The following is a 15,198-nucleotide window of genomic DNA, read 5'->3' on the forward strand; positions in this document are numbered from 1 at the left end:
GTTGATAATCTACATATAATATTTTGCCGAAAAGAGGGGGATTTACTAATGTGGGAAAGTAAATTTTCAAAAGAAGGCTTAACGTTCGACGATGTGCTGCTTGTACCAGCAAAGTCTGAGGTACTTCCGCGTGATGTGGATTTATCTGTAGAACTTACAAAAACGTTAAAGCTAAATATTCCTGTCATCAGCGCAGGTATGGACACTGTAACAGAATCAGCAATGGCAATTGCAATGGCAAGACAGGGCGGCTTGGGCATCATTCACAAAAATATGTCCATTGAACAGCAGGCTGAACAAGTTGATAAAGTAAAGCGTTCTGAGCGCGGCGTTATCACAAATCCCTTCTTTTTAACTCCTGATCACCAAGTATTTGATGCGGAGCATTTGATGGGGAAATACAGAATTTCCGGTGTTCCGATTGTAAATAACGAAGAAGACCAGAAGCTTGTTGGAATTATTACAAACCGTGACCTTCGTTTTATTTCTGACTACTCAATGAAAATCAGCGACGTCATGACGAAAGAAGAGCTAGTTACTGCATCTGTAGGAACTACTCTGGATGAAGCTGAAAAGATTTTGCAGAAACATAAAATTGAAAAGCTTCCTCTCGTAGATGACCAGAATAAATTAAAAGGTCTTATCACAATTAAAGACATTGAAAAAGTCATTGAGTTCCCGAACTCATCTAAAGACATTCACGGCCGCCTGATCGTTGGCGCGGCAGTTGGTGTAACTGGCGATACAATGACTCGCGTCAAAAAGCTTGTTGAAGCCAATGTTGATGTGATTGTTATCGATACAGCTCACGGACACTCTCAAGGCGTTTTAAACACAGTCACAAAAATCCGTGAAACGTATCCCGAATTAAACATTATTGCTGGAAACGTGGCAACAGCTGAAGCGACAAGAGCGCTTATCGAAGCTGGAGCAGACGTTGTCAAAGTTGGAATAGGACCTGGTTCAATTTGTACTACACGTGTTGTAGCCGGCGTCGGTGTTCCGCAAATTACAGCAATTTATGATTGTGCGACTGAAGCAAGAAAACACGGCAAAACAATCATAGCCGATGGTGGGATTAAATTCTCTGGCGATATCACTAAAGCATTGGCAGCCGGCGGACATGCTGTTATGCTCGGAAGCTTGCTTGCAGGCACATCAGAAAGCCCTGGTGAAACTGAAATCTACCAAGGCAGAAGATTTAAGGTATACCGCGGCATGGGATCAGTTGCTGCAATGGAAAAAGGAAGTAAAGACCGTTACTTCCAAGAAGAAAACAAAAAATTTGTTCCTGAAGGAATTGAAGGACGCACACCTTACAAAGGACCAGTTGAAGAAACCGTTTATCAGCTAGTCGGAGGTCTTCGTTCTGGTATGGGGTATTGCGGGTCCAAAGATCTGCGTGCGCTAAGAGAAGAAGCTCAGTTCATTCGCATGACTGGCGCAGGACTTCGCGAAAGCCATCCGCATGACGTACAGATTACAAAAGAATCACCTAACTATACAATTTCATAATAAATTGTTACAAATTAAAAACATTTGACAGGGTCTCTGACTCTGTCTATTTTTTTTATACTGATTATGATAAAATTTATACTGTTGTGCATTGAAAATGTCCTTAACGGCTTAATTATAGATGAAGAAAATGAAATACGGAGGTCGTACGATTGAACATCAAGAAATGTAAACAGCTACTGATGTCATTGGTTGTGTTAACTCTAGCTGTCACGTGTCTGGCTCCAATGTCAAAAGCAAAAGCAGCCAGCGATCCAATTGATATCAATGCATCTGCTGCTATTATGATCGAAGCTTCTTCAGGTAAAATTCTTTACAGTAAAAATGCAGATAAGAGACTGCCAATTGCGAGTATGACAAAAATGATGACAGAGTATCTGTTATTAGAAGCAATTGATCAAGGTAAAGTGAAATGGGACCAAACCTATACGCCTGATGACTATGTGTATGAAATTTCCCAAGATAACAGCTTATCAAACGTTCCTCTTCGGAAAGACGGGAAATACACAGTAAAAGAATTATATCAAGCTACAGCAATTTATTCTGCAAATGCTGCTGCTATTGCGATTGCAGAAATCGTTGCCGGTTCTGAAACTAAGTTTGTTGAAAAAATGAATGCAAAAGCAAAAGAACTAGGCTTAACAGATTACAAATTTGTTAACGCAACAGGTCTTGAAAACAAAGATCTTCACGGGCATCAGCCTGAGGGGACAAGCGTAAATGAAGAAAGTGAAGTTTCTGCAAAGGATATGGCGATTCTTGCGGATCACTTGATTACTGATTACCCTGAGATACTGGAGACTTCCAGTATCGCCAAAACGAAATTCCGAGAAGGCACCGATGATGAAATGGACATGCCGAACTGGAATTTTATGCTGAAGGGGCTTGTCAGCGAGTATAAAAAAGCGACTGTAGACGGACTGAAAACAGGTTCTACTGACTCTGCGGGTTCATGCTTTACAGGAACAGCTGAACGCAACGGTATGCGTGTCATCACTGTTGTTTTAAACGCAAAGGGCAACCTTCATACAGGCCGTTTCGATGAAACGAAGAAAATGTTTGATTATGCTTTCGACAATTTCTCCATGAAAGAAATTTATGCTGAAGGCGATCAAGTAAAAGGCCATAAAACAATTTCAGTTGATAAGGGTAAAGAGAAAGAAGTAGGCATTGTGACAAACAAGGCGTTCTCTCTTCCTGTCAAAAATGGTGAAGAAAAGAATTACAAAGCGAAGGTCACACTGAATAAAGACAACTTAACTGCTCCTGTGAAAAAAGGAACCAAGGTTGGGAAGCTGACTGCGGAATACACAGGTGATGAAAAGGATTACGGATTCCTTAACAGCGATCTGGCTGGCGTAGACCTTGTTACAAAAGAAAATGTAGAAAAAGCAAACTGGTTTGTTTTGACAATGCGCAGTATCGGCGGATTTTTTGCCGGAATTTGGGGAAGCATTGTTGATACGGTAACCGGCTGGTTTTAATCAATTGAAAGAGCTCTGATGGATGTTAGGGCTCTTTCGCGTAATATACTGAAAAAACCCAATTTTTAATAAAAAATGATTTTCAAAGCGCTAAAAACCGAATAAAATAGTATATATCCATATGAATTATTGGATTTCTAGGATACAATAAGGATTAGAAATCATATAACTATACCTTGATTAGGGGGACCAAGAAATGGCTCAAACAGGTACTGAACGTGTAAAACGCGGAATGGCAGAAATGCAAAAAGGCGGCGTCATTATGGACGTCATCAATGCGGAACAAGCGAAAATCGCTGAAGAAGCTGGAGCTGTCGCTGTAATGGCGCTAGAACGTGTGCCAGCAGATATTCGCGCGGCTGGAGGAGTTGCCCGTATGGCGGACCCTACAATCGTGGAAGAAGTAATGAATGCAGTATCTATCCCGGTAATGGCAAAAGCGCGTATCGGACATATTGTTGAAGCGCGTGTGCTTGAAGCTATGGGTGTTGACTATATTGATGAAAGTGAAGTTCTGACGCCGGCTGACGAAGAATTTCATTTAAATAAAAATGAATACACAGTTCCTTTTGTATGTGGCTGCCGTGATCTTGGTGAAGCAACACGCCGTATTGCGGAAGGTGCTTCTATGCTTCGCACAAAAGGTGAGCCTGGAACAGGTAATATTGTTGAGGCTGTTCGCCATATGCGTAAAGTTAACGCTCAAGTGCGCAAAGTAGTTGCGATGAGTGAGGATGAACTAATGACAGAAGCGAAAAATCTAGGTGCTCCTTACGAGCTTCTTCTTCAAATTAAAAAAGACGGCAAGCTTCCTGTCGTTAACTTTGCCGCTGGCGGCGTAGCAACTCCAGCTGATGCTGCTCTCATGATGCAGCTTGGTGCTGACGGAGTATTTGTTGGTTCTGGTATTTTCAAATCAGACAACCCTGCTAAATTTGCGAAAGCAATTGTGGAAGCAACAACTCACTTTACTGATTACAAATTGATCGCTGAGTTGTCAAAAGAGCTTGGTACTGCAATGAAAGGGATTGAAATCTCAAACTTACTTCCAGAACAGCGTATGCAAGAACGCGGCTGGTAAGAACATAGGAGCGCTGCTGACATGTTAACAATAGGTGTACTAGGACTTCAAGGAGCAGTTAGAGAGCACATCCATGCGATTGAAGCATGCGGCGCGGCTGGTCTTGTCGTAAAACGTCCGGAGCAGCTGAACGAAGTTGACGGGTTGATTTTGCCGGGCGGTGAGAGCACGACGATGCGCCGTTTGATCGATACGTATCAATTCATGGAGCCGCTTCGTGAATTCGCTGCTCAGGGCAAACCGATGTTTGGAACATGTGCCGGATTAATTATATTAGCAAAAGAAATTGCCGGTTCAGATAATCCTCATTTAGGTCTTCTGAATGTGGTTGTAGAACGTAATTCATTTGGCCGGCAGGTTGACAGCTTTGAAGCTGATTTAACAATTAAAGGCTTGGACGAGCCTTTTACAGGGGTATTCATCCGTGCTCCGCATATTTTAGAAGCTGGTGAAAATGTTGAAGTTCTATCGGAGCATAATGGTCGTATTGTAGCAGCGAAACAGGGGCAATTCCTTGGCTGCTCATTCCATCCGGAGCTGACAGAAGATCACCGAGTGACACAGCTGTTTGTTGAAATGGTTGAGGAATATAAGCAAAAGGCACTTGTATAAAACAGTTGAAAGCTGTGGAAACTTATAGTACATTATAAGCACAAATAAAGATCGAAAAGCGTTGATAGGAACTAGTAGGGAGCCTCTCTTTCTAAGAGAGCCGATGGTTGGTGCGAATCGGTGAAAGATGCTGTCTGAATCCATCCTTGAGCGAAATGCTGAAACTAGTAGGCATTTACGGGATAACCGTTATGTTTGAAAGTGGAAAACGAGTCTTTGATTTGTTTTCAATCAGGGTGGCAACGCGAGAGCTCTCGTCCCTTTATGGGGATGAGGGCTCTTTTTATTTTCGACAAATCAATAAAAAAAGGAGTGTTTCGCATGCTTGATACGAAAATGCTGAGAGCAAATTTTCAAGAAATTAAAGCAAAGCTTGTACACAAAGGCGAAGACTTAACTGATTTTGATAAGTTTGAGGCGCTGGATGATAGACGAAGAGAGCTTATCGGCAAGGTTGAAGAGTTAAAAGGAAAACGAAATGAAGTTTCTCAGCAGGTTGCTGTGCTGAAGCGTGAGAAAAAAGAAGCGGATCACATTATTAAAGAAATGCGTGAAGTCGGCGAGGAAATTAAAAAGCTTGATGAAGAATTGCGAACAGTGGAAGCTGAGCTTGATACAATCCTTCTCTCAATCCCGAATATTCCGCATGAGTCTGTACCTGTCGGTGAAACAGAAGACGACAACGTAGAAGTGCGTAAATGGGGTGAAAAGCCTTCATTTGCTTATGAGCCGAAGCCGCACTGGGATATTGCGGATGAGCTGGGTATTCTGGATTTTGAACGTGCTGCCAAAGTAACAGGAAGCCGTTTCGTGTTCTATAAAGGCTTAGGTGCTCGTCTGGAGCGTGCGCTTTATAACTTTATGCTTGATCTGCATGTGGATGAGTATAACTACACTGAAGTGATCCCGCCATATATGGTAAACCGCGCAAGCATGACGGGAACGGGGCAGCTTCCTAAATTTGAAGAGGATGCATTTAAAATCAGAGAAGAAGATTATTTCTTAATTCCAACGGCGGAAGTGCCGATTACAAACATGCATCGCGATGAAATCCTTTCAGGTGACAGCCTGCCGATCAACTATGCGGCATTCAGTGCTTGCTTCCGTTCTGAAGCTGGTTCAGCAGGACGTGACACACGCGGATTAATTCGTCAGCACCAATTTAATAAAGTTGAGCTTGTAAAGTTTGTGAAGCCTGAAGATTCTTATGAAGAATTAGAGAAGCTTACAAACCAAGCAGAACGGGTTCTTCAGCTGCTTGAGCTTCCATACCGTGTCATGAGCATGTGTACGGGTGATTTAGGCTTTACGGCTGCGAAAAAATACGATATCGAAGTTTGGATTCCAAGCCAAGACACATATCGAGAAATCTCTTCTTGCAGCAACTTCGAAGCGTTCCAGGCGAGACGTGCGAATATTCGATTCAGACGTGAAGCGAAAGGCAAGCCTGAGCATGTACACACACTGAACGGTTCAGGACTGGCGGTTGGAAGAACAGTTGCCGCTATCTTAGAAAATTATCAGCAGGAAGACGGAAGCGTTGTGATTCCGAAAGTGCTTCGTCCTTATATGGGGAATAGAGAAGTAATGAAACCGTAAATTATGGAAAGGCGTGCCTGACAAGGTGCGCCTTTTTGCTTATGTAAACACGGCATTTTCATAAAAACAAAAAAAGTTTTTAAAAATGCTTGACCACACGAGAACATACGTGATATAGTAAGTCTTGTCGATACGGAGGAATACCCAAGTCCGGCTGAAGGGATCGGTCTTGAAAACCGACAGGGGTGTCAAAGCCCGCGGGGGTTCGAATCCCTCTTCCTCCGCCATATTGATTTTAATTCTAATGAAACACAAGCATATATTGGAGATTGTTTTGTCCGTTGCATTCGGTGCGGCGGATTTTTTATTTTAAAGAAAAAGTGAATCTCGACTGAGATTCACTTTTTTTGATTATCATGAATAACTGAAGCAATTTGATCTACAATATTTTCAATCGAGTTTTCGTCGTTCAGAAGATCATAATCTTCAATGCGAAGTTTTAAAACAGGGCAGGCATTAAAACCGCTTATCCAGTTCTCGTAGCGTGTATGCATTTCTTCCCAATAAGACCTGCTTGTCTGAAGCTCCATCTCACGGCCGCGTTGTTCAATCCGGTTTAAAATGTTCTCCAGATCTCCTTCTAAATAGATCAACACATCTGGGTGTGGGAAATACGGTGTCATTACCATTGCTTCGAAAAGGCTTGTGTAAGTCTTATAATCAACCTTTGACATTGTCCCTTTATCAGCATGCATTTTTGCAAAAATTCCTGTATCTTCATAAATCGAACGATCCTGTACAAAACCTCCGCCGGCTTCAAAAATTGTTTTCTGTTCTTTGAAGCGTTCAGCTAAGAAGTAAATTTGAAGGTGAAAGCTCCAACGTTCAAAATCATGATAGAACTTTTCCAAGTATGGATTATGATCGACTTCCTCCAACGATGTTTTAAATCCAAGCCGTTTAGCTAAAGTTTTTGTTAAAGTCGATTTTCCGACACCTACTGTTCCTGCTACTGTAATAATTGAATTGTTAGGGATATGATGTTCCTTCATACGATAAGCTCCTTTACATGGGCGGCAATGCGTTCAAAGTCGCTCTTATTCAAAACGAAATCCTTTGAATCACCATCTACGGTTAACACTGTAAGTTCAGGGTCTGCTTCCTGCAGCTGCTTGATGGCGACTTCATAATCTGAAATCAGCTGCTCCAAATAGCTAGTTTCAATTTTTTTCTCAAAGGGGCGCCCGCGTTTTTCAATGCGGTGTAGCAATGTAGGCAGACTGGCCTTTATGTAAATGATGAAATTCGGCTTTGGCAGATCATCCGTTAGCAGGTGATATATCTTTTTGTATTTTTCCAGCTGATGTGGAGACAAGGTGCGTTCCGCAAAAATCACATTTTTATAAATATGATAATCAGCTATTACAGGCTGTCCCTTTTTTAAAAAGTGATCACTGGTGTCTTCAAGCTGTTTGTATCTGTGACAAAGAAAAAACATCTCGAGCTGGAAGCTCCATTCCTCTATATTGTCATAAAACTTATCAAGGTACGGGTTATCCTCTACAATCTCATTGATCATAGGGAATCCGAATTCTTGTGAGAGCATCGTTGCGAGAGTTGTTTTTCCTGCCCCGATAGGACCTTCTATTGCAATAAAAGGGGCTGTATTCATCGGAATCCTCCTTATATCTGAAAAACGTGCGTCAGTTACCGACCTTCATATTGTATCACAACCCTTGGGTGCCCCCATGAAAAAAAGACGTTTCCAAATTATCGAAACGTCTTTTTGACAACATTAAATTGATCAGACAGCAGCAGCCAGTTTTGTGGAAAGGAAAGACCCAGCTTCCAATAGCTGATGCCTCTTAAATTCAGCTCTTTAATCAGATTAAATTTTGCTTGAATCGAGCGGGCATCCTCGAACCATACCTCGTGCCTTCTGTTTTCTGCATCAGTATAGCGGAAGAAAGGAGCTTGAGCGGTTTGGTCATACTGAATGGAAGCATTGTTCTGATCAGCTATGACAATGGCTTGCTGAGGGCTTACTGCTCTTGCTGGAGTTCCCCCTGCTGTATATGGCAGCGTCCAGTCATATCCATATAAATTCTGGCCCATGACAATTTTGTTCGCAGGCATTTCAGTCAAAGCATATTCTATGACATCACGGACAGGTCCAATTGGAGAAACCGCTTGAGGCGCCCCGCCGCTATAGCCCCATTCATATGTCATGAGAACAACAAAGTCGACAATTTGGCCATGCGCCCTGTAATCATGAGCTTCATACCATCTGCCCTGCTGTGTTGCACTTGTTTTAGGAGCAAGTGCCGTAGAAATTTCTAAGCCCTCTCGATGAAAAAGATCCCTTGCTTCGCGGAGAAATTGATTATAGGCCTCTCTATCCTGGGGCCGCAAATATTCAAAGTCGAAATGAATGTCACGGAAGCCATATCTCTTGGCATTCTCCACTATTTCATTTAGAAGCCTTCTTTTTACAGTTTCGTCGTTCAAAAGGATCCGGCCAAGTTCATCACTAAATGCCTGGTTTTCTAGGTTCGTTATAATCATCATCAATGTTGTATTTTGACTTTCTGTAATGCTCCTTAAATTCGTTAAAGGCGGTGCGACTAAGGTTCCGTTCCGCTGTGCCTGGAAGCTGAATGCGCCAAGGTACGTTAAGTAGGGCGACGCTTCTCTGGCCGCCTGCTGGAGATTTTCGCTGACTTGATTTCCTCGGGGCTCCAAATAAGCATTTGATTCGATGTCTCGTTTAGGAGCTGGAGGGATGTATAAACGGAAACCAATCTGAAGCACGGTATTTAACTGGATGCGGTTAACCCTTGCGAGCTCGGCTGCTGTTGTATTGAACTGCCGGGCGATGGATGTCAGGGTATCACCTCGCTTCACATCATAGAACTGGCCGGCTATTGGAATGACAATGGTTTGTCCGACAACAAGGCTGTCGGGATTCGGTATTTCATTCGTTTCAGTGATCTCATTTGCGGTTGTTCTGTATTGTGAAGCGATAGCAGAAAGAGTGTCGCCTTGTTTTACCACATAAATTTGAATGAAAAACGCCTCCTTTCATATCGCTATCAATGTATGAAAGAAAAGCGCTGATCATGTTTATTTTTCTGTAATTTGTTCTTCCGTCGTAATTTCTGCGAAAAGAACATTCTCCATCATAGTTAAGGCGAATTCGTTATCTTCGTCACTGTTTGACGCGATACAGTCCTTAGGAATCGTGATGCTGTATTCCCTCATATAAGCGTCATTAGCGGTAAACAGCACACATATATTGCCGGCTATACCTGTTAAGATAATATGTCTCACCTGCAACTCAGTAAGAAGGGTGTGAAGTGCAGTTTCGTAGAAAGCGGAATGTTTTGGTTTGATTAAAAAATAATCAGCATCTTCCGGGGCTATCTTAGTGATGATATCCTTGCTTCTTTCATTTGTGCATTCTTGCTGAATGTTTTTAATGTCAGCTTGCCAAAGTCCATAATGATCATTGATGTAAATAATCGGCCATTCATTTTGTCTCGCGTGCTCCTTTAATGATAAAATATGAGGAACGATTTTTTCTGTTTTTTTAGCGAGGGTTTCTCCCATATCGAATTCAAAATTATTGATCATGTCTACAATGAGAAGGGCTGTATCTGCTTTGGACAATCGACAGTCTCCTTTCCGTTTCAGTTATAGTTAATATGTAGCCTTTTTAGGCAATGAAAAAACTTTGAAAAGAGAGCTTATCCTTATGACACAAGATGAACTTTATATGAAAGAAGCAATTAAAGAAGCGAAAAAGGCTGAAGAGAAAGGTGAAGTGCCAATAGGTGCGGTGCTTGTCGTTAATGATGAAATTATAGCGCGTGCACATAATTTAAGAGAGACTGAGCAACGATCTATTGCCCATGCAGAAATGCTTGTGATTGATGAAGCGTGTAAGGCACTGGGAACATGGCGGCTGGAAGGTGCGACTCTTTATGTGACGCTTGAGCCTTGTCCAATGTGTGCTGGTGCAGTCGTACTTTCTCGAGTGGAAAAAGTGGTTTTTGGCGCATTTGATCCGAAAGGCGGCTGTTCAGGCACGCTAATGAACCTTCTCCAGGAGGAACGCTTTAATCATCAGGCTGAAGTGGTGAGCGGTGTACTTGAGGAAGAATGCGGCGGAATGCTCAGTGCGTTTTTCAGAGAACTAAGAAAAAAGAAGAAAGCTGCCAGGAAAAACTTGTCTGAATAGTACGGTTGCAATTTTTAGGGGAAACAGATATACTTAAGTGTGCATCGTAATAGATGCAACATAAAATTTGATATTTATTTTGCCGTGCTAAGCGGGGAGGTAGCGGTGCCCTGTACCTGCAATCCGCTCTAGCAGGGCCGAATCCCTTCTCGAGGTTCGTTTACTTTAAGGCCTGCCTTAAGTAAGTGGTGTTGACGTTTGGGTCCTGCGCAATGGGAATTCATGAACCATGTCAGGTCCGGAAGGAAGCAGCATTAAGTGAAACCTCTCATGTGCCGCAGGGTTGCCTGGGCCGAGCTAACTGCTTAAGTAACGCTTAGGGTAGCGAATCGACAGAAGGTGCACGGTAAATCAATCATCAAATTTTCAGACTCACCTAATATTAGGTGAGTTTTTTGTTATGTAAAAAGAGCTTTTGGAATCGAAACAAGGTTCATGTATAATGGGAATGATGAATAACGGAGGAGGGCAAACCCGTGAGTTACCAAGCTTTATATCGAGTATTCAGGCCTCAGCGCTTTGAAGATGTGGTCGGACAAGAACACATTACAAAAACGCTGCAAAATGCCCTTTTGCAAAAAAAGTTTTCTCACGCCTATCTGTTTTCCGGGCCAAGAGGAACCGGAAAAACCAGTGCAGCCAAAATATTTGCTAAGGCTGTCAACTGTGAACATGCTCCTGTTGATGAGCCATGCAACGAATGTGCGGCCTGTAAAGGGATAACAAACGGGTCAATATCCGATGTCATAGAAATTGACGCCGCTTCTAATAACGGTGTTGATGAGATTCGTGACATTCGCGATAAAGTGAAGTTTGCCCCGTCGGCCGTCACATATAAGGTATATATCATAGATGAGGTGCATATGCTTTCTATCGGCGCTTTTAATGCATTACTAAAAACATTAGAAGAGCCGCCTGAGCATTGTATTTTCATATTAGCAACAACTGAACCACACAAAATTCCTTTAACCATTATCTCTAGATGTCAGCGTTTTGACTTTAAACGAATTACCTCCCAGGCGATTGTAGGCCGCATGAATAAAATTGTTGATGCTGAACAGCTGCAAGTGGAGGAAGGATCGCTGGATATCATCGCGAGTGCTGCAGACGGAGGGATGAGGGATGCCCTGAGCCTTCTTGATCAGGCCATATCATTCAGCGGCGATATCCTGAAAGTCGAAGATGCGCTTTTAATTACGGGTGCTGTTTCTCAATTATATATCGGGAAGCTTGCACAATCCCTGCATGATAAAAACGTTTCTGACGCACTGGAAACATTAAATGAATTGCTTCAGCAAGGAAAAGATCCAGCTAAGCTGATAGAAGATATGATTTTCTATTTCAGGGACATGCTGCTGTACAAAACAGCCCCTGGCTTAGAGGGAGTTCTTGAGAAAGTAAAAGTTGATGAAACGTTCCGGGAACTAAGTGAACAAATTCCGGCTCAGGCCCTATATGAAATGATTGATATTCTGAACAAGAGCCATCAGGAAATGAAATGGACAAATCATCCGCGTATCTTTTTCGAAGTGGCCGTTGTGAAGATTTGCCAAACCTCACATCAATCTGCTGCTGATCTCCCGGAAGTGGATATGCTGATGAAAAAAATCCAGCAGCTCGAACAGGAAGTAGAGCGGCTCAAAACAACGGGCATAAAAGCAGCTGCGGAAAGCCCGAAAAAAGAAGCGCCGCGTGTGCCAAAGGGCGGGAAATCCAATTACAAAGCGCCAGTAGGCAGAATTCATGAGATTTTGAAGGAAGCCACAAGACCGGATCTTGATCTGCTCAGAAACAGTTGGGGCAAGCTTCTTGCTCATCTCAAACAGCAAAACAAAGTATCACATGCCGCTTTGCTGAATGACAGTGAACCTGTGGCTGCCGGATCGGCGGCATTTGTTCTGAAATTCAAATATGAAATTCATTGTAAAATGGTCGCTGAGGATAACAACGGAGTCCGGACTAATCTTGAGCAGATTTTAGAATCGATGCTCGGAAAAAGAATGGATTTGATTGGCGTTCCAGAAGCACAATGGGGTAAAATAAGAGAAGAATTTTTAGAAGATCATCAGCAGGAAAATGAAGGATCAAATGAACCGGCTGAAGAAGACCCGCTTATTGCCGAAGCGAAAAAGCTTGTTGGAGCGGATTTAATTGAAATAAAAGACTAACAAAATGAAAGAGAGTGAATGCTATGCGTGGCGGAATGGGTAATATGCAAAAAATGATGAAACAAATGCAAAAAATGCAAAAGGACATGGCGAAGGCTCAAGAAGAGCTTGCAGAAAAGGTTGTTGAAGGAACTGCAGGCGGCGGTATGGTAACAGTAAAAGCAAACGGCCAAAAAGAAATCCTGGATGTTATCATCAAAGAAGAAGTCGTTGATCCTGAAGATATTGATATGCTTCAAGATTTAGTGCTTGCTGCAACGAATGAAGCTTTGAAAAAAGTTGACGAAATCACAAACGAAACAATGGGTCAATTTACAAAGGGAATGAACATGCCAGGTTTATTCTAGGGGGATAAAAGAACATGCAATATCCTGAACCAATATCAAAGCTGATTGACAGCTTTATGAAATTGCCAGGGATCGGACCGAAAACAGCGGTTCGTCTGGCTTTTTTTGTTCTAGGTATGAAAGAAGATGTAGTATTAGATTTTGCGAAAGCATTAGTAAATGCGAAACGCAACCTGACATATTGTTCAGTTTGCGGGCATATTACAGATCAGGACCCTTGCTATATATGTGAAGATACGCGCAGGGATAAGTCTGTTATCTGTGTTGTGCAAGACCCTAAGGATGTTATCGCTATGGAGAAAATGAAGGAATACAACGGACAGTATCACGTTCTTCACGGCGCTATTTCTCCAATGGACGGCATTGGACCGGAGGATATTAAAATACCAGAATTGTTAAAACGATTACAGGATGATCAAGTGACAGAAGTGATCCTCGCGACAAACCCTAATATAGAAGGGGAAGCAACGGCGATGTATATATCAAGGCTCCTCAAGCCGTCTGGTATTAAGCTCTCCCGTATTGCCCACGGACTGCCCGTCGGCGGTGACTTGGAATATGCTGACGAGGTCACTCTTTCTAAAGCACTTGAAGGAAGACGTGAATTGTAAGGAGGAAAAAGCGATCCATGGGTTTTCTTCGCAAGAAAACATTAAGAAGAGAGTTTGATGAAAAACTAACCGAGCAGCTTTTTAAGCAAAAGGAAGAGTGGAACAGGCAAAAAAAGCTGGTCGAAAAAAGCTTAGAACCGTCTGCTGAAGTGTTATACGAACTGAAAGTAGCTGAAGCGAAGTATTTTTTTTACTTAAGGGAAGCGAAGCAGCGAAATTTAAAAATCAGCCGGTGGAAGTAAGTGGTCTAAACTCCTGGATCTTCTCATAAGCTTGTACTAGAACAAGCGAAGGAGATGAGAAGATTCATGGAGCCTATTTTTATTATTGGGATTATTTTAGGACTGGTTATTCTTCTTTTTTTATCAGGTTCAACTGCGAAGCCTTTAAAGTGGATGGGCATCACAGCTGTTAAATTTGTGGCAGGTGCTTTGCTGCTGGTTTGTGTAAATATGTTTGGCGGCAGTCTTGGCATTCATGTGCCGATTAATCTGGTTACAACAGCTATCAGCGGAATTTTAGGGATACCCGGAATAGCTGCGTTAGTCGTTATTAAGCAATTTATCATTTAATTGATATTATGTATTGACTTAGACAACTGAAGGTGTTATTCTAATATACGTCGCTGATGACGAACAGCTTTTTTGAAAAGGAAATGCTAAAAAGTTGTTGACAGTAGCGGCGGTAAATGTTATGATAATAAAGTCGCTTAAACGAGCGGTAAACAAAGTTCTTTGAAAACTAAACAAGACAAAATGTACCTGTTAATTCATTTTTATAAATCGCACAGCGATGTGCGTAGTCAGTCAAACTACTTTATCGGAGAGTTTGATCCTGGCTCAGGACGAACGCTGGCGGCGTGCCTAATACATGCAAGTCGAGCGGACAGATGGGAGCTTGCTCCCTGATGTTAGCGGCGGACGGGTGAGTAACACGTGGGTAACCTGCCTGTAAGACTGGGATAACTCCGGGAAACCGGGGCTAATACCGGATGGTTGTTTGAACCGCATGGTTCAAACATAAAAGGTGGCTTCGGCTACCACTTACAGATGGACCCGCGGCGCATTAGCTAGTTGGTGAGGTAACGGCTCACCAAGGCAACGATGCGTAGCCGACCTGAGAGGGTGATCGGCCACACTGGGACTGAGACACGGCCCAGACTCCTACGGGAGGCAGCAGTAGGGAATCTTCCGCAATGGACGAAAGTCTGACGGAGCAACGCCGCGTGAGTGATGAAGGTTTTCGGATCGTAAAGCTCTGTTGTTAGGGAAGAACAAGTACCGTTCGAATAGGGCGGTACCTTGACGGTACCTAACCAGAAAGCCACGGCTAACTACGTGCCAGCAGCCGCGGTAATACGTAGGTGGCAAGCGTTGTCCGGAATTATTGGGCGTAAAGGGCTCGCAGGCGGTTTCTTAAGTCTGATGTGAAAGCCCCCGGCTCAACCGGGGAGGGTCATTGGAAACTGGGGAACTTGAGTGCAGAAGAGGAGAGTGGAATTCCACGTGTAGCGGTGAAATGCGTAGAGATGTGGAGGAACACCAGTGGCGAAGGCGACTCTCTGGTCTGTAACTGACGCTGAGGAGCGAAAGCGTGGGGAG

General features: G+C 42.9%; 15 protein-coding genes, 1 tRNA gene, 1 rRNA gene, 1 other RNA gene and 1 other annotated feature (1 of these 19 running past the window's edge). Of the genes, 14 read left to right on the plus strand and 4 right to left on the minus strand.

Annotated features, from left to right (window positions below):
• Window positions 1-48 precede the first annotated feature (48 nt).
• The 6 genes from guaB to QF06_RS19050 all read left to right on the plus strand — a co-directional run bounded on the left by guaB (window position 49) and on the right by QF06_RS19050 (window position 6,518).
• Entirely contained in the window at window positions 49-1,515 is a 1,467-nt protein-coding gene (gene guaB, locus QF06_RS19025; protein WP_003226803.1) for an IMP dehydrogenase, read from the plus strand.
• 152 nt (window positions 1,516-1,667) lie between these two features.
• Window positions 1,668-2,999: a D-alanyl-D-alanine carboxypeptidase gene (dacA, locus tag QF06_RS19030; protein WP_015482683.1), complete on the plus strand. Its 1,332-nt coding sequence runs from the start codon at window positions 1,668-1,670 to the stop codon at window positions 2,997-2,999.
• Between the two features lie 196 nt (window positions 3,000-3,195).
• Window positions 3,196-4,080, plus strand: coding sequence for a pyridoxal 5'-phosphate synthase lyase subunit PdxS (gene pdxS, locus QF06_RS19035; protein ID WP_003247145.1), 885 nt, complete (start codon window positions 3,196-3,198; stop codon window positions 4,078-4,080).
• Between the two features lie 21 nt (window positions 4,081-4,101).
• Window positions 4,102-4,692 carry a pyridoxal 5'-phosphate synthase glutaminase subunit PdxT gene (pdxT, locus tag QF06_RS19040; RefSeq protein WP_003226797.1) on the plus strand — a complete coding sequence of 197 codons (591 nt, stop codon included), beginning with the start codon at window positions 4,102-4,104 and terminating at the stop codon, window positions 4,690-4,692.
• Between the two features lie 52 nt (window positions 4,693-4,744).
• Window positions 4,745-4,957, plus strand: a binding site (T-box leader).
• A gap of 56 nt (window positions 4,958-5,013) precedes the next feature.
• On the plus strand, window positions 5,014-6,291 hold the full coding sequence (gene serS / locus QF06_RS19045; protein ID WP_021479916.1) for a serine--tRNA ligase: 1,278 nt from the start codon (window positions 5,014-5,016) through the stop codon (window positions 6,289-6,291).
• Between the two features lie 134 nt (window positions 6,292-6,425).
• Window positions 6,426-6,518 (plus strand) — tRNA-Ser (locus QF06_RS19050).
• A 111-nt stretch (window positions 6,519-6,629) separates the two neighbouring features.
• Here QF06_RS19050 and dck read toward each other — a convergent pair.
• From dck to QF06_RS19070, 4 genes are all read right to left on the minus strand, one after another.
• Window positions 6,630-7,283 carry a deoxyadenosine/deoxycytidine kinase gene (dck, locus tag QF06_RS19055; RefSeq protein ID WP_014478585.1) on the minus strand — a complete coding sequence of 218 codons (654 nt, stop codon included), beginning with the start codon at window positions 7,281-7,283 and terminating at the stop codon, window positions 6,630-6,632.
• Window positions 7,280-7,903 (minus strand): deoxyguanosine kinase, encoded by a 624-nt coding sequence (gene dgk, locus QF06_RS19060; RefSeq protein ID WP_003226790.1) that lies wholly within the window; start codon window positions 7,901-7,903, stop codon window positions 7,280-7,282. The genes dck and dgk overlap by 4 nt, the downstream gene beginning before the upstream one ends.
• Before the next feature lie 98 nt (window positions 7,904-8,001).
• Window positions 8,002-9,285 carry a glycoside hydrolase family 18 protein gene (locus tag QF06_RS19065; protein ID WP_043940260.1) on the minus strand — a complete coding sequence of 428 codons (1,284 nt, stop codon included), beginning with the start codon at window positions 9,283-9,285 and terminating at the stop codon, window positions 8,002-8,004.
• A 69-nt stretch (window positions 9,286-9,354) separates the two neighbouring features.
• Window positions 9,355-9,900, minus strand: a complete 546-nt coding sequence (locus QF06_RS19070; RefSeq protein ID WP_003226786.1) for a cysteine hydrolase family protein — start codon at window positions 9,898-9,900, stop codon at window positions 9,355-9,357.
• An 85-nt stretch (window positions 9,901-9,985) separates the two neighbouring features.
• Here QF06_RS19070 and tadA point away from each other — a divergent pair, with 85 nt between their 5' ends.
• The 8 genes from tadA to QF06_RS19105 form a co-directional block, all read left to right on the plus strand.
• Complete coding sequence (gene tadA, locus QF06_RS19075) at window positions 9,986-10,471, plus strand: tRNA adenosine(34) deaminase TadA (protein ID WP_003226784.1); 486 nt, start codon at window positions 9,986-9,988, stop codon at window positions 10,469-10,471.
• 82 nt (window positions 10,472-10,553) lie between these two features.
• An RNA gene (ffs, locus tag QF06_RS21645) (signal recognition particle sRNA large type) lies at window positions 10,554-10,818 on the plus strand.
• A 129-nt stretch (window positions 10,819-10,947) separates the two neighbouring features.
• Complete coding sequence (dnaX, locus tag QF06_RS19080; RefSeq protein ID WP_029317164.1) at window positions 10,948-12,639, plus strand: DNA polymerase III subunit gamma/tau; 1,692 nt, start codon at window positions 10,948-10,950, stop codon at window positions 12,637-12,639.
• Between the two features lie 23 nt (window positions 12,640-12,662).
• Complete coding sequence (locus tag QF06_RS19085; protein WP_003225427.1) at window positions 12,663-12,986, plus strand: YbaB/EbfC family nucleoid-associated protein; 324 nt, start codon at window positions 12,663-12,665, stop codon at window positions 12,984-12,986.
• A gap of 14 nt (window positions 12,987-13,000) precedes the next feature.
• Entirely contained in the window at window positions 13,001-13,597 is a 597-nt protein-coding gene (gene recR / locus QF06_RS19090; protein WP_003225425.1) for a recombination protein RecR, read from the plus strand.
• A gap of 17 nt (window positions 13,598-13,614) precedes the next feature.
• Window positions 13,615-13,839 carry a YaaL family protein gene (locus QF06_RS19095; protein ID WP_003242387.1) on the plus strand — a complete coding sequence of 75 codons (225 nt, stop codon included), beginning with the start codon at window positions 13,615-13,617 and terminating at the stop codon, window positions 13,837-13,839.
• Window positions 13,840-13,905: 66 nt separating this feature from the next.
• Window positions 13,906-14,169 (plus strand): sigma-K factor-processing regulator BofA, encoded by a 264-nt coding sequence (gene bofA, locus QF06_RS19100; RefSeq protein ID WP_029726362.1) that lies wholly within the window; start codon window positions 13,906-13,908, stop codon window positions 14,167-14,169.
• 244 nt (window positions 14,170-14,413) lie between these two features.
• Window positions 14,414-15,198 (plus strand): 16S ribosomal RNA (locus QF06_RS19105); it runs 765 nt beyond the window's last position.

It is taken from the genome of Bacillus sp. YP1, assembly GCF_000877815.1.
Lineage (GTDB): Bacteria > Bacillota > Bacilli > Bacillales > Bacillaceae > Bacillus > Bacillus subtilis.